This is a genomic window from Bacillus cereus (genome assembly GCF_007678085.1).
In the GTDB taxonomy this organism is placed as follows: Bacteria; Bacillota; Bacilli; order Bacillales; family Bacillaceae_G; genus Bacillus_A; species Bacillus_A cereus_BE.
Window position 1 is genome coordinate 519,416 of the sequence record NZ_VEDW01000004.1, and the last position, 19,600, is coordinate 539,015.

A 19,600-nucleotide genomic window follows, 5' to 3' on the forward strand; every position below is an offset into this window, starting at 1 on the left:
CTTTTAGTTAGAAAGGAGTGTTCATTTATGGCATTCGATGGATTATTTACAAGAGCAATTACACATGAAATTGCAAATTCTCTTTACACAGGAAGAATTTCCAAAATATATCAACCTTCAAAATACGAGATTTTATTACATATTCGAGCAAACGGAAAAAATCAAAAACTAATTCTTTCCGCTCATCCGACATATGCACGTTTACACTTAACAAATCAAAATTACGATTCACCTGCACTTCCGCCAATGTTTTGTATGCTTCTTCGTAAGCATTTAGAAGGTGGATTCATTGAAAAAATTGAACAAATTGATTTAGAACGCATTATTCAAATTACAGTTCGCAGCAGAAATGAAATTGGTGACGAATCGCTAAAAACATTAGTAATTGAAATAATGGGACGACATAGTAACATCATTTTAGTAGACACAAAAACAAACAATATTTTAGATAGCTTAAAACACGTTTCTTTAGCAGTGAACCGACATCGAACTGTATATGCTGGAGCAGAATATATTGCACCACCAGCACAACATAAAATTAACCCACTTCAGATTGAAACAAATGATGAATTTATTAGACCGCTAGACTTTCTATCTGGAAACATGGATAAACAGCTTGTCGGCACCTTTACAGGAATATCACCGTTATTCGCAAAAGAAGTAGTGAAAAAAGCAGGTATGGTAAATGAAAAAGCATTAGCTGACGCATTTTTTTCCATACAAAAACCATTACTAACTCATACATATTCACCAACGATGACTACTTCAAATGGGAAAGAATTCTTTTATCTTTTCCCTCTTGCACACTTGCAAGGAGAAGACAAGACATTCTCATCTGTTAGTGAATTGCTAGACCGTTTCTTTTTCGGAAAAGCAGAGCGCGACCGTGTAAAACAACAAGCTTATGATTTAGAGCGCTTTATGCAAAACGAAAAAAATAAAAATGAGAAAAAACTCATTAAACTAGAAAAAACATTACAAGATGCCGGAAAGGCAGATAAATATCAATTATTTGGAGAACTACTTACAGCCAATATGTACGCTTTGAAAAAAGGTGATAAAGATATTGAAGTCGTTAACTATTACGACGAAAATGGCGGAACTGTAAAAATTACATTAGACCCTTTAAAAACACCATCGGACAATGCGCAACGCTATTTCCAAAAGTACCAAAAAGCGAAAAATTCAGTAGTTGTTGTAGAAGAACAAATCGAAAAAACAAATGAAGAAATTCTTTATTTTGATAGCTTACTTCAACAAATGGAAGCTGCTTCTTCAAAAGATATTGAAGAAATTCGTGAGGAATTAGCTGAAGAAGGTTATATGCGCAATCGTAAAACGAAAAACGCAAAGAAAAAGCCTACCAAACCTGTATTAGATAAATATTTAGCAAGTGATGGTACAGAGATTTTCGTTGGTAAAAACAATAAACAAAATGATTATTTAACAACGAAGTTTGCCCGTCGTGATGAAATTTGGTTACATACGAAAGATATCCCTGGGTCTCATGTTGTTATTCGTTCTCTTGAACCTATCGAAGAAACTGTGTTAGAAGCTGCTAAAATCGCCGCCTATTTTAGTAAAGCAAAAGATTCTAGTTCTGTTCCTGTAGATTTCACCAAAATACGTCATGTCAAAAAACCGAGTGGTGCAAAACTTGGTTTTGTTACGTACGACAATCAGCAAACCGTATATGTAACACCAGACGCTGATACTGTAATGAAATTAAAAGCATAAATATAAAAAATGCGTTGCTTATAAGCAACGCATTTTTTATATTCATTCACACTAGTTCATATACCCATTCACTAATTCATAACATCTTTCTTTTGTCATCTTATATTTTTCATCTGCAGCTTCAATATATTTCATCGTTCCATTATTTTCATCCATAGCGATGGCTTTAACCTTACTTTCCTTTTCTTTAACCCATGCAATTTGTTTCGTTTTCAACGACTGAAACGCATTAGCTGACATCGTATTTTTTAATGTACTGTAAATTTCATTTAGTTTATTATCCCACAGTTGATAATTTCCTTCTATTTCATTTACTATGTCATTTGTTGACATAACATTTGTATGTTTTTCTTGGTTTTCTAGAGCTGCTAACTCATTTAAAACCTTAGTTTTACCTACTGCTGACGAAGTTTCTTTTTTTGAACTCGTATACGTACTAGAATCATTCCCCTTAACCGTTTCTTGCTCTTGAATATAATCTTTTTGCGTTACCTTTTCTTGCTCTTCATCATCTACATTGTGAGTAATAACCGAGGTTTGGGCGTCGACAGCAACTACTCCGTTACTTTCTTTAAAAATATATTTCTTATTTCCACTATTCTCTTCTCTAACGAAAGAGACATTCTTGAAACCTTGTACTCTAAGACGTTCTTTAGCTTCTTCCTTAGTTAACTTTAAATCTACTGGCGTATTTGATGACCATCTATCCATTAACCATTTTCCATCGGTATAAACGAAAATAAATTCCCACATCTCCGCTTCATTCCCCATATCATTTGCAAGAGTAAGCGTCTCAATCTTTAAAACATCATTTTTCTGCGAATAAGTTGTCCTCACATCCGGCTCAATATGAATCGGAAATGGTAACATATCAGTTTCCCTTGATCTATTAAATGTATCAAGCAATCCTGGAAGCGCATCCTCCACAAACTTATCTGAAACTAATCCCTTAACGCCTTTTTTAGCGGTACCTAAATCTCCAGGATTATTTCGGCTCCATCCATTTTCTTTTTCCATCTCACTAAATGCATTTGCTATTGCATCTACACTCTTTCTTACAATCTTTTTCGCTTCTTTTTCTGTCACTTCTGGCGCTTCATCAAGCTGTTCAATCGTTTCATTTACTTGAACTTTGTTTTCAACTTTTTCACACCCCGTTACAACTAGCATACTAGCAGCGAAGCAAAATGACATTACTTTACTTAATTTCTTCATGTACTCACAATCCTTATTCCTTCATATTCGTTACGTTTCCCTATTTTCAAGAGAAATCCAACAATTACCTATTATATCAATAACAGCTGTATATTTGTATATTTAATTTTACATTAAAACAAAGGACATACTTTCAAAATATATATAAAAATCTCTTATCCTTTTCTTCCATATTGTCAAAAAAATTGACAGTGATATTTCTAATTTGTATAAATTTTTTGACACCTTGTAAAGAAAGCGAAATTTGTATCAATATTTTTTCATTCTTCCACTGATAATTGAAATAATTTATATTTCACGAGCAGCCCACTATCCACAAATAGCGGGCTAAATTTCATACCTAAAATACATGCAATTTCTGCTATCTTTTCTCTAAAAATATTTTTTGGCACGCTCTTTGCTTTATTCAATACTGTGAATAGGGGGAATTAACATGACTTTAAAAATTAATAAAATCCAAAATCAACTACAAAACTATGAAATTGACGGATTACTGATTACAAAAAAAGAAAATCGTCAATATGCAACTGGCTTTACAGGTAGTGCTGGCGTCGTCTTAATCTCTGCGGATAAAGCTGTTTTTATAACTGATTTTCGCTATGTAGATCAAGCAAAATCACAAATAAAAGATGCTGAAATCATTATGCATAAAGGCAATTTAGAAAAAGAAATTGCAAATCAAGTATCGAAATTAAACATTCAAAAACTCGGAATTGAAGAAAACAACATGACTTTGCAACAATATAAAAACTTACAAAAATACGTACAGGCGGAAATGGTTCAAGTGTGCGAAATCATCGAAAATATTCGTATTATTAAAGACACGCCTGAAATAGAAACAATGAAAATCGCAGCTAATATTGCTGACGAAGCATTTCACCACATCCTTACGTTTCTAAAACCAGGAATAAGTGAAAATGATGTAAGAGATGAGTTAGAATTTTTCATGCGAAAAAAAGGGGCTATATCCTCTTCATTCCAAATCATTGTAGCTTCTGGTGTTCGTTCTTCACTTCCTCATGGAGTTGCATCAAATAAAATAATCGAACGAGGCGACATCGTTACATTAGATTTCGGTGCACTTTACGATGGATATTGTTCCGATATAACTCGTACTGTAGCAATTGGAGAACCATCAGAAGAATTCAAAAAGATATACAATGTTGTACGAGAAGCGTTAAAACGTGGGACTGAAGCAATTAAGCCTGGAGAAACTGCAAAAAGTATCGATGATATAACGAGAGATTACATTACAGAACATGGATACGGTCAATATTTTGGACACTCTACTGGTCATGGTCTTGGGTTAGAAATACATGAACCTCTTCGCCTATCTCAAGAAAGTAATGCTACTTTAGAAGAAGGTATGGTCGTTACAGTTGAACCTGGTATTTACATTCCGAACTGGGGCGGTTGTAGAATTGAAGACGATATCGTCATTACAAAAGACGGATATGAAGTTATTACAAAATCAAATCGAGAACTAATTGTTATTCCTTGTTGAAATCATGACCTTTTTTAAAAGGAGTTTTTCTCTGCACATAGAATTCTTTCTCTGGAGTCATCGTTTAAAGAGGGGGAATTTTAATTGAACTTTGTAATCGACAAGATAGATGGTTTACAGCCTGAATTTTCCAAACTTGTTTCCATGATGAATTACGCTCGCTATACAACAATGCAAGCAGTGGAAGGTTTAACAATTGAAGAACTTGATTATTTATACGATGAGGAAGCAAACTCAATTGGCATGCTTCTGTACCATATGTCTGCTATTGAATTTTACTACCAGATTCATACTTTTGAAGACCGTGAACCAACCGAAGCTGAATTAGAACAGTGGTTACCTGCTATTGAGTTAGGATCTCTTGGCCGCGAGAAAATAAAAGGAAACTCTATAGAATTTTACATAAACACATTACAAGAAGTACGTTCCAAAACGATCGAGACTTTTCAATCGTTACCTAATGAATGGTTATTTAAAACGACAGACTTTTGGTATGACAAACCAGCAAATAACTACTTTAAGTGGTTTCACGTATTTGAAGATGAGATCAACCATCGCGGACAAATTCGTTTAATTAAAAAGATGCAAAAAGCTCATTCAGTAAAGTAAGAAAATGCCACCATATAGGGTGGCATTTCCTTTTATTCATTAACGAATAACTTTTCGTTTACTTTTTTAGTGACTACCGCTATCAACGTTAAAATGCATATTAAATATATCAATTTCGCAATAAACAACCACCCTTGAAACGTTGCAATTCCATCTATTATCTCATTTCCTTTCAATAACAAAAATGGAATCGTGCTAATTATAATGACAAACTCGATACTGAAAACAATTTTCTTTTTTCGGCTATATGCCTTCCATTCATTCCAGCGATACATAGGTGCAAAAATCAATACTCCTATACATAATATAATCGGTATCCATTCACTTTTAAGAAATTGCCCTGAAATAACTGATAATAGTAAACAAACGAGCACACCATAATACCCTATTTTCTCTCTCATTCATACTCCCCAATTCTACTTTCCCTTTAATATGTAACTTGCTATGCTTATAACAATTCTTAGAAAAATAATTACTACAATTACAATATAAAGAGCTTTTGCAGACGACATCCATTGTTGAAAAATAGACATTTTCTCCATTTGTTTCTGCCCTTCTATTAAAAGAAAACCTACGAAAAATGAGCAAACAACAATGATTCCTATCATAATTCCGATACTTTTCTTGCTATATTGTTTCATATCATCCCAATTATATAACAGTACAAATACAAACCCGAAAACAGGTATGATACTGATCCATTCATTGTTTGTAAACATATTTAAAATGATTAATAGACTACAAGAAAGGATGAATCCCCAAAATCCAATTTTTTTGCGCATAAGTCCTCCTTGAATTCCATTTTTAGGATTAATTGTATTGTAACATCCATTTCTATTCCTTACCATTACAGTACATGAAATTTCACTTTTTTCTTTTTCCTATACTCACATACTTTCACTGCTTTCATACAATAGACTACACGAACGCCTAAAAGGATGTGAATGTTATGGGAGTTGAATTAACGCTATTGCATGCTCTCTATATTCTTTGTTTACTCACTATTATTACTTTTTTTATTCTCCGGAAAGATACGACGATTATTTGTATCGTTTTTATCTTTTTATTAGCATTAACCGCTACAAGTTCTATCCCTCTTGCCGTTAGCGGTATTTTTCAAAGTTTCATTTACGCTATTACTGAACTTTTACCAACTATATTAATCATCTCTATTATCGTATCAATGAGTAATCTACTCGTTCATACCGGCATAAATGATACAATGATTTCACCATTTACAAAGATGATTCGTACCCCTACCCTCGCCTACTGGATTATCGGCCTTTTGATGATGACAATTTCTTTCTTCTTTTGGCCTTCCCCAGCTGTCGCTTTAATGGGAGCTATTTTATTACCCGTCGCTGTACGCGTCGGTCTTCCGCCAATTGGAGTTGCCATTGCTATGAACTTATTCGGACACGGCATCGCCTTATCTGGTGATTTCGTTATTCAAGGTGCACCAAAATTAACAGCGGATGCTGCTGGTCTTCCTGTTTCTAGCCTTGTTTCTGCCAGTGTTCCTCTCGTAATTGTTATGGGCATTGTAACAACTTCCGTCGCATTTTTCTTCTTACGAAAAGAATTTCATACAGGATTATCTATACAAGAAGCTATTCCATCCACCGAGTCTTCTAAAACACTCACTTCATTATCTCCTCGGACAAAAAAATGGCTCGCTATTTGTATTCCGATCATATATGCCATCGATATCCTTTGCATGATTCAATTTAAACTACAAGGAAGCGATGCAACCGCACTTATCGGCGGGACCACTGTTATTATGATTATCATCATTTCTCTCATCGCTTACAAAGGAGCTGGACTAAATAAAACGACCGATTATTTTATAGAAGGGCTCCAGTTTGGATTTAAAATCTTTGGTCCAGTTATTCCAATTGCTGCACTCTTTTATTTAGGAGATAGCGGTTTTGTGAAAATTATCGGAAACTATTTACCGAAAGGTTCACACGGAATCATTAACGACTTAGGAATCGCTTTGTCTCAAACAGTTCCTTTAAACCAATATGTATCAGCGGGAACATTAACTATCGTTGGTGTCATAACAGGATTAGATGGATCTGGCTTTTCTGGTATATCACTTGCTGGTTCAATTGCCAATCTTTTCGGAACAGCACTTGGGCATGGAACAGCTACATTAACAGCACTCGGGCAAATTGCCGCAATCTGGACCGGAGGCGGGACTTTAATTCCTTGGGCCCTTATTCCTGCCGCTGCCATTTGTAAAGTGGATCCATTTGAACTCGCACGCCGAAACTTTTTACCCGTTGTGATTGGCTTAATTGTCACCACGATCGTCGCGATGTTTATTCTATAAAGTAAGCAAGTGTTCTTTTGCTTACTTTTGTATTGTGAAATCAATGATTTATTACGGGCTTTTAAAAGGGATTATGTATATGTTAGCGAAGTTATATTAGGAGAGTATTTATTTCAAAACGTTTACGAGAAACAGATTACTTCCATTCGAAAAGGGGACATAACTATGAATGAATTGATTTTCGTCTTATTAATTTGTCCATTACTTATCTTTATCGTTTCTGTTATTGGAACACGCAAGACGAAAACGTATTACGTAATGCCGATTGTAACGTTTGCTAGTTTTTTAATAATAGGTGTTATCGCCTTTACTCCAAAATTTTTCTTTTGGGTTGGCATGTACAGCATCTTCTCATTTATTGTTTCTTATATGACGCTATTGTTTGTGAGAGGATATGAGGTTGCGGAAAACGCTAAATAGTTGTTAGCAAGGAGATTATTATATGATTTTCTTTGATATTGATGGAACTTTACTTGATTACGACACTGCTGAAAAAAATGGTATTATAGATTTTTTTCAAATATATAATACTATTTTTTCAGGCAATGAATTAGAGGCAATGGAAGTCTGGCATGAATTATCAGAAGTATATTTCAACAAATTTTTATCCAAGGAATTATCTTTTCCAGAACAACAAAGGATGCGAATGCACCATTTATTTAAAACATATGGAGTAAACTTATCACTCGAGGAATCTCAACACAGATTCAATCAATATATAGAACTATATAAGAACAACTGGACCGCATTTGAAGATGTATACTTTACATTACAAACCTTGCAGCAAAAAGGGCACTCATTAGGTATCATTAGTAATGGTGACTATAAACAACAAGTCGAAAAATTAATTGCTCTAAACATTCTACAATATTTCTAATGCATATTTACTTCTAGTGAACTTGGTATATCGAAACCAAACCCTGAAATTTTTCAAAGAACTGCATTACAATTGAATCTCGAAATGAAAGAGTGCTATTATATTGGCGATCGATTAGAAACAGATGCAATTAGTAGTACAGCAGCTGGAATGCATGGGATATGGTTAGATCGGGATAACTTGCAACTCCATTGTGATGTTCCTACAATCTGTTCTTTACATAAAGCTTTAACAATAATATAAAAAACGACCGCGTTCCCCCGCGGTCGTTTTTTTCGTGTTACGCTGTGATCCAAGCTTCGTTAGCTGGATTTTTACGCCACTCTTGTAATTTTTTCGTTTCAGCTTGTCCGATCATACCTTTTTCTGCTGCAACTTCAGTTAATGCACTGTAATCACTTAAAGAATATGATGCTACGTTAGCTGATTCTAGCTTTGTTTTCCCTGCTTCAAGCTCGTATGTGAAGATTGATACGATTCCTAATACTTCACAGCCAGCTTCGCGAAGTGCTTCTACACATGTAATTGCACTACCGCCAGTTGAAATCAAGTCTTCTACTACTACTACTTTTTGACCTCTTTCAGCTTTCCCTTCGATTTGGTTCCCTTTACCGTGACCTTTTGCTTTACTACGTACGTAGCACATTGGTAAATCCATACGATCGCTTACCCATGCAGCGTGCGCAATACCAGCAGTTGCTGTTCCTGCAATAACTTCTACAGTTGGGAAGTGCTCTTTAATTAACTCTTCTAATCCAGCTGCAATTGCTTGACGTACTTTTGGATAAGATAAAGTTAAACGGTTATCACAATAAATTGGTGATTTCATACCTGAAGACCAAGTGAATGGATCATTCGGTTGTAAAAATACTGCTCCAATTTCTAATAAATGCGATGCGATTTCTTTTTTCATACTGTTACACCTTCCCACTGTTGTTTTACTGTTTTATACGCTTCAAGCGGATTTTCTGCTTTTGTAATACTACGTCCAACTACAATGTAGCTTGAGCCAAGTTCCCTCGCACGTTTCGGTGTTGCTACGCGCACCTGGTCATTTACATCATCGCTTGCAAGACGAATCCCCGGTGTTACTGTTACAAATTCATTTCCGCATACTTCACGTAATTTTGGAACTTCAAGTGTTGAACAAACAACGCCATCAAGTCCACTTTCTTTCGTTAGTTTTGCATAATGAGCAACCGCTTCTTCTAACGTTTTCTCAATGCCGATCTCTTTTTTCATCATAGCTTCCGAAGTGCTTGTTAGTTGTGTAACTGCAATGCAAATCGGTCTCTCTTTTCCTTCTTGCTTACCTTCCTCTAATCCCTCAATCGCAGCTTTCATCATACTGCTTCCCCCAGCAGCATGAACATTTACCATATCAACATCTAGACTAGCTAGGCTACGCATAGCGCTTTTTACTGTATTCGGAATATCATGAAGTTTTAAATCTAGAAAGATTTTATGTCCTTTTTCTTTTAAGTACGTAATAATCGCAGGGCCTTCTTTGTAGAATAACTCCATACCTACTTTGACAAATAACTCTTCCCCTTCAAAGTGGCGCAAGAATTGTTCTACATCTTGTTTCCCTGGAAAATCTAATGCAACGATTAACGACTGTGACATGTTTGCTTCCAGCTCCTTCCTTGACATTCCGAAATGTGATCAAATCCTAATTCATCTAGTAATGCTGGTAACTCTTCAATAATTGTCGGACATACGAACGGATCGATAAAGTTCGCTGTACCTACTGCAACTGCGCTTGCGCCAGCATAGAAGAATTCAATTACATCTTCCGCTGTTTCAATACCACCCATTCCGATAATTGGAATGTTAACCGCTTGGCTTACTTCATGTACCATACGAATCGCTACTGGCTTAATCGCAGGACCTGATAATCCACCTGTACGGTTTGCTAAAATTGGTTTAGCTGTTTTTAAATCTAGACGCATACCAAGCAATGTATTAATCATCGTTAAACCATCTGCACCTGCATTTTCAATCGCTTTTGCAATTTCCACAATGTTTGCCACGTTCGGTGACAACTTCACGTATACAGGTACTTCAGAAACCTCTTTTACTCGCTTCGTTAAATCAGCAGCAATTTCAGGATTTGTACCAAAGGCGATACCACCTGTTTTTACGTTCGGACAAGAAATATTTAATTCTAGTGCGTGGACATTAGGCGCTTTAGAAATTTCCTTTGCAACCGCTACGTAATCCTCAGCTTGTGAGCCTGCAACATTCGCAATGATTGGAAGGTCAAATTGTTCTAACCATGGTAATTCAGAATTCATTACTTTTTCTAACCCTGGGTTTTGAAGTCCAATTGCATTTAACATGCCGCCCGGTGTTTCAGCAACACGAGGCGTTGGATTTCCATAACGTGGTTGTTCTGTCGTCGCTTTAATCATGATTGATCCTAGTACACTTAAATCGTAAAACTGTGCATATTCACGACCAAATCCAAAGCATCCAGATGCCGGTATAATTGGATTTTTTAATGATAATCCCGGTAATTCAACTTGCAATCTGTTCATAGTACAACCTCCCCGATTGGAAATACTGGTCCGTCGCTACACACCTTCTTGTAAGAATGTCCACTTGGATCTTCTTGTAAATGGCATACACATGCGAAACAAGCTCCAATACCACAGCCCATACGTTCTTCTAATGAAATATAGGCTTTTTTCTCTTTGTAACGTCCTTCTAATGCACGAAGCATCGCTAGCGGACCACATGAATAAAGAATGTCAAAGTCAATTCCGTAATTATCAATTACATCTGTGACAAATCCTTTTGTACCGTGTGTACCGTCTACTGTCGCAACGTACGTATCACCAAGTTCTGCAAATTTCTCTTCGTAGAAAACTACATCTTTCGTTTGAAAACCTAAGATGTGAATTACGCGTACACCTTTTGCAACGAGACGCTGTGATAATTCATAAAGTGGTGGTACACCAATTCCCCCGCCTACTAGTAAAGCTGTTTGACCAGCTTCTGCTTCTTCTACAGGAAAGCCGTGTCCTAGTGGTCCTAGTACGTCTACCATTTCACCTTGTTTTCTAGTTGCTAATGTTTTTGTCCCTTGTCCTTCCGCACGATATAGCATTGTAAATTCGTTCTTCTCTTGATCTACATTACAAATACTAATTGGGCGGCGCAGAAGGGGCGCAATGCCCTCTGCTACCTTAATGTGTACAAACTGCCCTGGTTCGTTCATTTGCTTTACTAAAGTTCCTTGAAGCACTAATTCGTAAATGTTTTTTGCGATTTCTTTTTGATTAACGACGATCATATTTTGCTTTTGCATCATGCATGTACCACCTCGTGACGCTTTGTTTGCGTAATTTCTTTCATTGAATGAGCTGAGAATGTCATAGATTCTAATACTCGTAAGATTGCTCTCGTTGTATCAAGTGATGTTAAGCAAGCCACACCATTTTCTACTGATTCACGGCGAATGCGGAAACCATCACGCGCTGGTTGTTTGCCTTTTGTTAATGTATTGATTACAAACTGTGCTTTTCCTTGACGGATAATATCTAGTAAGTTGTAGTCTTCAGAATCAATTTTGTTTACAACTTGTACTGGGATATTTTGCTCTGCTAACGATTGTGCTGTTCCAGCTGTTGCTAATAAGTTATAACCGATTTCGTGGAAACGTTTTGCAATTTCCAGCGCCTCTTCTTTATCTTTATCCGCTACGGTAATGATTACTGATCCGTGCGTTGGGATGTTAATCCCAGAAGCTACCAACCCTTTGTATAATGCTTTTTCAAGCGTTAAGTCTTTACCCATTACTTCACCTGTTGATTTCATTTCAGGTCCTAATGTTGTATCAACTGAGCGTAGTTTCGCGAATGAGAATACCGGAGCTTTTACATATACTTCTTTCTCTTCTGGGTGATAACCAGTTCCGTATCCTTGCTCTACTAGGTTTTGCCCTAAAATAACTTTCGTTGCAACGTTCGCCATTGGTACACCCGTAATTTTACTTAAGAATGGTACTGTACGGCTCGCACGTGGATTTACTTCAATTACATACACTTGATCTTCGAATACTACAAACTGGATATTTAGTAATCCAACAATGTTTAATCCTTTTCCAAGTGCAATTGTATGTTCAATAATTTGTTCTTTTAATTTGTCAGATAAGCTTTGTGGTGGATATACTCCAATTGAGTCACCAGAGTGAACTCCAGCGCGTTCAATATGTTCCATAATACCTGGAATGAATACATTCTCACCGTCTGAAATTGCATCTACTTCAATTTCTTTACCAACCATGTAACGGTCAATTAATACTGGGTGATCCGCGTGAACTTTAACTGCATTTTTCATGTAGTGCAGCAGTTCTTCTTGACGATATACGATTTCCATCGCGCGTCCACCTAGTACGTAAGATGGTCTTACTAATACTGGGTAACCAATTTTGTCAGCGATTGCTACCGCTTGCTCTACAGTCGTTGCTGTTTTACCAACTGGTTGCGGGATACCAAGCTGTGTTAGAGCTGCTTCAAACTTATCACGATCTTCTGCACGGTCTAAATCTTCAAGTGATGTTCCTAAGATTTTCACACCGTGAGCCTCTAATTTAGCAGCTAAGTTAATTGCCGTTTGTCCACCGAACTGAACGATAACACCTTCTGGTTTTTCTAAATCGATAATGTGCATTACATCTTCAATCGTTAATGGTTCAAAGTATAATTTGTCAGAAATACTGAAGTCTGTTGAAACTGTTTCTGGGTTGTTATTAACAATGATTGCCTCATATCCAGCTTCTTTAATTGCCCATACTGAGTGAACTGTTGCATAGTCAAACTCAACACCTTGACCGATACGGATTGGACCAGATCCTAGAACTACTACACTCTTACGATCTGTTCTAACCGATTCATTCTCGTCACCATATGTGCTGTAGTAGTATGGTGTTGCAGATTCAAACTCTGCCGCACAAGTATCTACCATTTTATAAACAGGAGTTATATTGCTTTCTTTACGCATATCGTAAATTTCACGCTCTGTTTTATTCCAAGCTGCTGCAACGTAGTGATCGCTGAAGCCCATTTCTTTCGCAGTTTGTAGTACTTCCATATTTCCTACATTCGCTTTTACTTCACGTTCCATATTTACGATGTTTTCAACTTTTTGTAAGAAGAAGAAGTCCATTTCACACCATTCGTTAATTTCTTCTTTCGTTACACCTTGACGAATTGCTTCTGCTACAATAAACAGTCGCTCATCATCAGCTTTTATAATGCGTTTTTTCATTGTTTCTTTATCAAGTTCTTTTAAATGCTCTAATTCTAAGTGATAAATGCCAAGTTCTAAAGAACGAACAGCTTTTAATAATGATTGCTCTAAGTTACGTCCGATTGACATAACTTCACCAGTTGCCTTCATTTGCGTACCAAGTGTTCTGTTTGCTGATTCAAACTTATCAAATGGCCAGCGCGGAATTTTTGAAACAACATAGTCTAATGCTGGCTCGAAGCAAGCGTATGTTTTTTGTGTTACTGGGTTTATAATTTCATCTAATGTTAAACCGACTGCAATTTTTGCCGCTAGCTTTGCAATTGGATATCCAGTTGCTTTAGATGCTAGTGCAGATGAACGACTTACACGTGGGTTTACTTCGATTACATAGTATTGGAAGCTATGTGGATCAAGTGCAAGCTGAACGTTACATCCACCTTCAATTCCTAATGCACGAATAATTCGTAATGAAGTGTTTCGTAACATTTGATATTCACGATCACTTAATGTTTGGCTCGGTGCTACAACGATAGAATCACCTGTGTGAACCCCAACTGGATCAATATTTTCCATATTACATACTACAATCGCGTTATCATTTGAATCACGCATTACTTCATATTCAATTTCTTTACAACCAGCAATACTTTTCTCTAATAAACATTGTGTCACTGGACTATGTTTTAAACCACCTGATACGATTTCAATTAGTTCTTCTTCATTACTACAGATTCCGCCACCTGTTCCACCCATTGTAAATGCTGGGCGAACAATAACTGGATAACCAATTTCTTTTACAAATTCATGTGCTTCTTCTAGCGTATGAATAATGGTACTAGATGGAATTGGTTCATTTAATTCCTGCATTAATGTACGGAATAAATCACGATCTTCTGCTTGCTCAATTGCTGATAATTTTGTTCCTAAAATTTCAACTCCACACTCTTCAAGTATGCCTGATTTCGCAAGTTCAACAGCCATGTTTAAACCTGTTTGACCACCTAATGTTGGTAAGATTGCATCTGGACGTTCTTTACGAATGATACGGCTTACGAATTCAAGTGTTAATGGTTCAATATATACTTTATCTGCTGTTGCAGTATCTGTCATAATTGTTGCCGGGTTAGAGTTAACAAGGATTACTTTGTAACCTTCTTCTCTAAGAGATTGACAAGCTTGTGTACCAGAGTAGTCAAACTCCGCTGCTTGCCCAATTACAATTGGTCCTGATCCGATTACTAAAATTGTGTTAATGTCTAGGCGTTTTGGCATAACTCTTCCCCTTCTTTCTTGAAGTTTTCAATCATTGCTAAGAAATCTTCGAATAAATCATTTGCATCTTCTGGTCCTGCTGAAGCTTCTGGATGATATTGTACTGTAAATGCTGGGAACTTCGTATGACGAAGACCTTCTACTGTTCCATCATTTAAAGCGACATGTGTAATTTCAAGTTCTGTATTTTTAACTGATTCTTCTTCTACTGCGTAACCATGGTTTTGAGATGTAATTGCTACTTTTCCAGTTGCAAGATGTTTTACTGGATGATTTAAACCACGGTGACCGAATTTTAACTTACTTGTATTGGCACCAGATGCTAGAGCGAACAATTGATGTCCTAGGCAAATTCCGAATAAAGGAACTTTACCGATAATGTCTTTTAACATTTCAATTGCTTCTGGTACATCTTTTGGATCCCCAGGTCCGTTACTTAACATAATTCCATCTGGGCTAAGGCGTAAAATCTCTTCTGCTGTTGTATTGTAAGGAACTACAATTACATCACAGTCACGCTTATTTAATTCTCTTAAAATACCATGCTTCATTCCGAAGTCTACAAGTACAACGCGGTGTCCACGGCCTGGGCTTGGGTATGGATCTTTCGTTGATACGCGTTTCACGTGATCTGTAAATACTGTCGCTTTCAATTGGCTCACGATGTATTCTACATCTGCATCCATGTTACAAAGGCGGCCGCGTAATGTACCGTATTGACGAATTTTTCTCGTTAATTTTCTCGTATCAATCCCTGCTAAGCCTGGGATATTTCTTTCTTTTAAGTAATCATTTAACGAAATTTCATTACGGAAGTTTGATGGGTGATCACAAATTTCGTTTACGATTAAACCATTTACAGAAGGGTGAATCGATTCAAAATCGTCACGGTTGATGCCGTAGTTTCCGATTAATGGGTACGTGAATGTTACGATTTGACCGCAATATGATGGATCAGATAATGTTTCTTGATATCCAGTCATTCCTGTTGTGAATACAACCTCACCTGACTTTTCAATTTCTCCTCCGAAACCTTTTCCAATTAATACTGTTCCATCTTCTAAGATAAGTTGTCTTTTCATACTAATGCACTCTCCTTTTGCCATGCGATCTTACCACCAACGATTGTCATTACCGGCCATCCTTGGCATTTCCAACCTGCGAATGGTGTATTTTTTCCTTTTGATAAGAATGTTGTTGGGTCAATCTCTTCTTCTTGTTCTAAATCAATGATTGTAATATCAGCTGTTCTACCTTCTTTCAGGCGACCTGCTTCTAAGCCGAATGTATCAGCTGGCTTTTCTGTTAAGAATTGAATTAACTGCTCTAATGTAATAATTCCTTTTTTCACAAGGTTTGTGTATAGCAGCGGGAATGCTGTTTCAAAACCAGTAATTCCGAATGGTGCTCTTTCAATTCCTTGTGCTTTCTCTTCCGCTGTATGCGGTGCATGGTCAGTTGCGATCATATCGATCGTTCCATCTAGTAATCCTTCAATTAGTGCTGCATGATCTTCTTTTCCACGAAGCGGTGGGTTCATTTTAAAGTTAGGATCAGCTGATGGGATATCATCTTCACATAACACTAGGTGATGAGGTGTTACCTCTGCTGTTACTTTAATTCCAGCGCGCTTTGCATCACGAATTACGCGTACAGATCCTTTCGTACTTACGTGACATACGTGATAGTGACAATCTGCCGCTTCAGCAAGCAGTATATCCCTTGCAATATGTACAGATTCACATACTGATGGGATACCATTTAATCCGTGTTTCTCAGAAAACTTCCCTTCATGTACACAACCTTTATTAATAAGAGTATTCTCTTCACAGTGCGCAACTACTGCCATGTTTAATTTCGCTGCACGCTTCATAGCAGCTAACATCATGCTAGCATCTTGTACGCCTACACCGTCATCAGTGAAAGCAAATGCTCCAAGTTCTTTTAATGTTTCGAAATCTGTCATTTCAGAACCTGCTTGGCGTACTGTAATTGCTCCGTATGGTAGTACATTGACATGAGCTTTTTCTTTAATACGATTTTGCAAGTCTTCCATATGTTCTCTGCAATCTGGTACTGGGCGTGTATTTGGCATTGCACAAATTGTAGTGAATCCACCTTTTGCTGCTGCTAGCGTACCTGTTTCAATTGTTTCTTTATGTTCACCACCTGGTTCACGAAGATGTACGTGTACATCTACTAATCCAGGTGCGATTAACTTTCCGTTCACATCGATTACTTCAGCATTATCTGCCGTAATATTTTCTGCTACCTTAGCGATTTTACCGTCTTGTACGAGAAGATCTGTTGCTACGATTTTTCCTTCTTCATTCATATAACGACCATTTTTAAACAAGTAATTCATGTTTCATTCCTCCTAATACATTTGGTAAGGCGCGTTTTAGTACAGCCATTCTTACGTAAACTCCATTTTCCATTTGTTTAAATATGCGTGAACGCTCACACTCAACAAGTTCACCTGCAATTTCAACATCACGGTTTACAGGAGCTGGATGCATAATAATGCTTCCTTCTTTCATACGCTTTTCTCTTTCCACTGTTAATCCGTGCTTCTCATGATACTCTTTCATAATGTCTGTTTCATAATGATCATGACGCTCATGTTGTACACGAAGTAACATCATTACATCCACTTCAGGAACAAGTTCATCTAATGGTTTGTATGTTCCAAATGTGTTGTCTTCATCTTTCCACTCTTCTGGACTTGCAAAGTAAATTGTTGCACCCAGTTTCGTTAATGCTTCTGCATTAGAACGCGCTACTCGGCTATGACGAACATCTCCTACTATCGCAATCTTTAACCCTTCAAATCTTCCAAACTCTTGTTTAATTGTAAGAAGATCGAGTAGGCACTGCGTTGGGTGATTTCCACAACCATCTCCAGCGTTTAAGATTGGGATATTTACCTGATCTTTTAGTTCATCAAAGTAGCGATCTTTCTCATGGCGGACGATTACCGCTTTTGTTCCGATTGATTCTAGTGTTCTTATCGTATCGTATAAAGTTTCTCCTTTTTGTACGCTAGATGCATCAGCTGAAAAGTTTAAAACTTCAAGTCCTAATCTCTTCTCAGCAACTTCAAAGCTAAATCTCGTTCTCGTACTATTCTCAAAGAACAAGTTCGCAACAAAAGTTTGCTCTGTCGTTTTGCTCTCTTTTCCATTCGCGAAATCTTCTGCATCTTTTAGGATTTCTGAAATTTCTACTTCCGATAATTCACTCATCGTTAACAAATGGCTCATCGTCATCCCTCATCTTTCTGATTTTTATGTTACCACTTTTGTATTTTTATAACAACCTTTGTATAAAAATACCCTAGTCATGTGAGACTAGGGTGCAAGAAAGAAGCCACCCTTTCCGGTCTCACAGGACTGAATTAAAAGGTTGTTATTATGAAGCAATCTGCTTAGATTGTTTTATTTGTTTTGTTTCTGGTAGTAGTAGATTTAACAGTACACCTACAATTGCTGCTAGTGCCATTCCTTCTACTTGGAACGATTCTCCTACGTGAAGTACCGCTCCACCAATACCGATTACTAGTATCACTGATGCAATCATTAAGTTTCGTTTGTCACTTAGGTCTGTTTTATCATCTACCATCATGCGTAATCCGCTTGATGCAATTACACCGAATAGTAAGATTGATACACCACCCATAACCGGTGTTGGGATCGAATGAATCAGTGCAGAAATCTTACCGATAAATCCGAACATGATTGCGAACACCGCTGAACCGATGAATAAGTATACACTGTATGCTCTCGTAATTGCTAGCACACCGATGTTTTCACCATACGTTGTATTCGGTGGTCCACCGATAAGTGATGCGATTAATGTTGCTACTCCATCACCGAAGATTGAACGGTGTAAACCTGGTTTTTCAATTAAATCTCTTTTAATAACATTTCCAAGTACAATTTGATGTCCGATATGCTCTGAAATTGTTACTAGTGCAACTGGTACCATCAAGAGTACAATCTTCCACGAAAACTCCGGAGTATATGTTACAAATGGTACTGTGAAATCTGGTACAACAAACCATTTTGCCTCAGCTACCGGCTTTAAGTTTACTAGCCCTTGGAAGTAAGCGAAGATATATCCGCCGATAATGCCCAGTAACACTGGTATGATACTGAAAAATCCTCTTCCAAATATAGAGCAGATAATTGTAATTGCTAGTGTTACTAACGCTACTGAAAAGTGTGTAAAGCTATATTTACCATCCGCACCGTTCATCGCCATGTTAACTGCTGTATGTGCTAAAGCTAAACCGATTACCATTACTACTGGACCAACTACGATTGGCGGAAGTAATTTCATAATCCACTCTGATCCTGACTTCTTAATTCCGAGTGAAATTAAGATGTACACAAGTCCTGCTAGCAAACCACCGAGCATTGCTGCTCCAGGTCCACCTGCTGTTTTCGCTGTTATTATCGGTGCGATAAAGGCGAATGATGATCCTAGATAGGCAGGCACTTGACCTTTCGTTATAAGAAGAAACGCTAGCGTTCCTAATCCACTTGATATTAATGCTACTGACGGATTCAATCCTGTTAAAAACGGAACAAGCACTGTTGATCCAAACATTGCGAACAAATGTTGTATACTTAAAAATAACCATTTTCCCGGTTTCGGTACTTCATTAACGTCTAACACTGGCTTTTGTTCCATTGTTACATCCTCCTTCAGTTTAATTCTTTGCAATAAAAAAACTCTTTGTGCCTGTGCACAAAGAGTCCTACACTTTCGTATGCCAAATTTGACATAT

The 19,600-nt window shown here is 37.1% G+C and carries 17 protein-coding genes and 1 pseudogene; 6 read left to right on the forward strand and 12 right to left on the reverse strand.

What is annotated here, in order from left to right; translation table 11 throughout:
- The first annotated feature begins 27 nt into the window (after positions 1-27).
- Positions 28-1,737: an Rqc2 family fibronectin-binding protein gene (locus tag FS742_RS19755; protein WP_144614568.1), complete on the forward strand. Its 1,710-nt coding sequence runs from the start codon at positions 28-30 to the stop codon at positions 1,735-1,737.
- Positions 1,738-1,788: 51 nt separating this feature from the next.
- On the opposite strand, the gene FS742_RS19760 is transcribed toward FS742_RS19755, so the two are convergent.
- Positions 1,789-2,952, reverse strand: coding sequence for a lysozyme inhibitor LprI family protein (locus FS742_RS19760; RefSeq protein WP_144614570.1), 1,164 nt, complete (start codon positions 2,950-2,952; stop codon positions 1,789-1,791).
- A 433-nt stretch (positions 2,953-3,385) separates the two neighbouring features.
- On the opposite strand from FS742_RS19760, the gene FS742_RS19765 reads away from it, so the two are divergent.
- Complete coding sequence (locus FS742_RS19765; protein ID WP_144614572.1) at positions 3,386-4,456, forward strand: M24 family metallopeptidase; 1,071 nt, start codon at positions 3,386-3,388, stop codon at positions 4,454-4,456.
- Between the two features lie 84 nt (positions 4,457-4,540).
- A complete protein-coding gene (locus FS742_RS19770) occupies positions 4,541-5,065 on the forward strand; it encodes a DinB family protein (protein WP_144614574.1) in 525 nt (174 codons plus the stop codon).
- A 32-nt stretch (positions 5,066-5,097) separates the two neighbouring features.
- Here FS742_RS19770 and FS742_RS19775 read toward each other — a convergent pair whose 3' ends face one another.
- On the reverse strand, positions 5,098-5,466 hold the full coding sequence (locus tag FS742_RS19775; RefSeq protein ID WP_144614576.1) for a YoqO family protein: 369 nt from the start codon (positions 5,464-5,466) through the stop codon (positions 5,098-5,100).
- 15 nt (positions 5,467-5,481) lie between these two features.
- Complete coding sequence (locus FS742_RS19780; RefSeq protein ID WP_144614578.1) at positions 5,482-5,913, reverse strand: YoqO family protein; 432 nt, start codon at positions 5,911-5,913, stop codon at positions 5,482-5,484.
- A 101-nt stretch (positions 5,914-6,014) separates the two neighbouring features.
- Between FS742_RS19780 and FS742_RS19785 the strand changes: the two genes are divergently transcribed.
- The 3 genes and pseudogenes from FS742_RS19785 to FS742_RS19795 all read left to right on the forward strand — a co-directional run bounded on the left by FS742_RS19785 (position 6,015) and on the right by FS742_RS19795 (position 8,520).
- Positions 6,015-7,400: a hypothetical protein gene (locus FS742_RS19785; protein WP_144614580.1), complete on the forward strand. Its 1,386-nt coding sequence runs from the start codon at positions 6,015-6,017 to the stop codon at positions 7,398-7,400.
- A 165-nt stretch (positions 7,401-7,565) separates the two neighbouring features.
- Positions 7,566-7,820 (forward strand): YbeF family protein, encoded by a 255-nt coding sequence (locus FS742_RS19790; protein WP_001003934.1) that lies wholly within the window; start codon positions 7,566-7,568, stop codon positions 7,818-7,820.
- A gap of 22 nt (positions 7,821-7,842) precedes the next feature.
- Positions 7,843-8,520: pseudogene (locus FS742_RS19795) on the forward strand (HAD family hydrolase).
- Positions 8,521-8,557: 37 nt separating this feature from the next.
- Here the strand turns inward: FS742_RS19795 and pyrE are convergent.
- From pyrE to uraA, 9 genes are all read right to left on the reverse strand, one after another.
- Positions 8,558-9,190 (reverse strand): orotate phosphoribosyltransferase, encoded by a 633-nt coding sequence (gene pyrE / locus FS742_RS19800; RefSeq protein WP_144614582.1) that lies wholly within the window; start codon positions 9,188-9,190, stop codon positions 8,558-8,560.
- Positions 9,187-9,903: an orotidine-5'-phosphate decarboxylase gene (gene pyrF, locus FS742_RS19805; RefSeq protein WP_000083496.1), complete on the reverse strand. Its 717-nt coding sequence runs from the start codon at positions 9,901-9,903 to the stop codon at positions 9,187-9,189. Before pyrF ends, pyrE begins: the two co-directional genes overlap by 4 nt.
- A complete protein-coding gene (gene pyrD, locus FS742_RS19810) occupies positions 9,888-10,817 on the reverse strand; it encodes a dihydroorotate oxidase B catalytic subunit (RefSeq protein WP_001081057.1) in 930 nt (309 codons plus the stop codon). The genes pyrF and pyrD overlap by 16 nt, the downstream gene beginning before the upstream one ends.
- On the reverse strand, positions 10,814-11,593 hold the full coding sequence (gene pyrK, locus FS742_RS19815; protein WP_144614584.1) for a dihydroorotate oxidase B electron transfer subunit: 780 nt from the start codon (positions 11,591-11,593) through the stop codon (positions 10,814-10,816). Before pyrK ends, pyrD begins: the two co-directional genes overlap by 4 nt.
- Positions 11,590-14,808, reverse strand: a complete 3,219-nt coding sequence (gene carB / locus FS742_RS19820; protein ID WP_144614586.1) for a carbamoyl-phosphate synthase large subunit — start codon at positions 14,806-14,808, stop codon at positions 11,590-11,592. Before carB ends, pyrK begins: the two co-directional genes overlap by 4 nt.
- Positions 14,793-15,890 carry a carbamoyl phosphate synthase small subunit gene (locus FS742_RS19825; RefSeq protein WP_000828668.1) on the reverse strand — a complete coding sequence of 366 codons (1,098 nt, stop codon included), beginning with the start codon at positions 15,888-15,890 and terminating at the stop codon, positions 14,793-14,795. The genes carB and FS742_RS19825 overlap by 16 nt, the downstream gene beginning before the upstream one ends.
- Entirely contained in the window at positions 15,887-17,173 is a 1,287-nt protein-coding gene (pyrC, locus tag FS742_RS19830; RefSeq protein WP_001108374.1) for a dihydroorotase, read from the reverse strand. Before pyrC ends, FS742_RS19825 begins: the two co-directional genes overlap by 4 nt.
- Entirely contained in the window at positions 17,157-18,071 is a 915-nt protein-coding gene (gene pyrB / locus FS742_RS19835; protein WP_144614588.1) for an aspartate carbamoyltransferase, read from the reverse strand. Before pyrB ends, pyrC begins: the two co-directional genes overlap by 17 nt.
- Before the next feature lie 148 nt (positions 18,072-18,219).
- Positions 18,220-19,503: a uracil permease gene (uraA, locus tag FS742_RS19840; protein WP_144614590.1), complete on the reverse strand. Its 1,284-nt coding sequence runs from the start codon at positions 19,501-19,503 to the stop codon at positions 18,220-18,222.
- Positions 19,504-19,600 lie beyond the last annotated feature (97 nt).

What these genes read in the sequence shown, in the direction of transcription:
- pyrK (WP_144614584.1), bottom strand. Translation starts at nt 11,593, where the DNA reads ATGATGCAAAAGCAAAATATGATCGTCGTTAATCAAAAAGAAATCGCA.
- FS742_RS19760 (WP_144614570.1), bottom strand. Translation starts at nt 2,952, where the DNA reads ATGAAGAAATTAAGTAAAGTAATGTCATTTTGCTTCGCTGCTAGTATG.
- FS742_RS19825 (WP_000828668.1), bottom strand. Translation starts at nt 15,890, where the DNA reads ATGAAAAGACAACTTATCTTAGAAGATGGAACAGTATTAATTGGAAAA.
- FS742_RS19765 (WP_144614572.1), top strand. Translation starts at nt 3,386, where the DNA reads ATGACTTTAAAAATTAATAAAATCCAAAATCAACTACAAAACTATGAA.
- pyrE (WP_144614582.1), bottom strand. Translation starts at nt 9,190, where the DNA reads ATGAAAAAAGAAATCGCATCGCATTTATTAGAAATTGGAGCAGTATTT.
- pyrB (WP_144614588.1), bottom strand. Translation starts at nt 18,071, where the DNA reads ATGAGCCATTTGTTAACGATGAGTGAATTATCGGAAGTAGAAATTTCA.
- carB (WP_144614586.1), bottom strand. Translation starts at nt 14,808, where the DNA reads ATGCCAAAACGCCTAGACATTAACACAATTTTAGTAATCGGATCAGGA.
- pyrD (WP_001081057.1), bottom strand. Translation starts at nt 10,817, where the DNA reads ATGAACAGATTGCAAGTTGAATTACCGGGATTATCATTAAAAAATCCA.
- FS742_RS19775 (WP_144614576.1), bottom strand. Translation starts at nt 5,466, where the DNA reads ATGAGAGAGAAAATAGGGTATTATGGTGTGCTCGTTTGTTTACTATTA.
- FS742_RS19780 (WP_144614578.1), bottom strand. Translation starts at nt 5,913, where the DNA reads ATGGTAAGGAATAGAAATGGATGTTACAATACAATTAATCCTAAAAAT.
- uraA (WP_144614590.1), bottom strand. Translation starts at nt 19,503, where the DNA reads ATGGAACAAAAGCCAGTGTTAGACGTTAATGAAGTACCGAAACCGGGA.
- FS742_RS19755 (WP_144614568.1), top strand. Translation starts at nt 28, where the DNA reads ATGGCATTCGATGGATTATTTACAAGAGCAATTACACATGAAATTGCA.
- pyrC (WP_001108374.1), bottom strand. Translation starts at nt 17,173, where the DNA reads ATGAATTACTTGTTTAAAAATGGTCGTTATATGAATGAAGAAGGAAAA.
- FS742_RS19790 (WP_001003934.1), top strand. Translation starts at nt 7,566, where the DNA reads ATGAATGAATTGATTTTCGTCTTATTAATTTGTCCATTACTTATCTTT.
- pyrF (WP_000083496.1), bottom strand. Translation starts at nt 9,903, where the DNA reads ATGTCACAGTCGTTAATCGTTGCATTAGATTTTCCAGGGAAACAAGAT.
- FS742_RS19785 (WP_144614580.1), top strand. Translation starts at nt 6,015, where the DNA reads ATGGGAGTTGAATTAACGCTATTGCATGCTCTCTATATTCTTTGTTTA.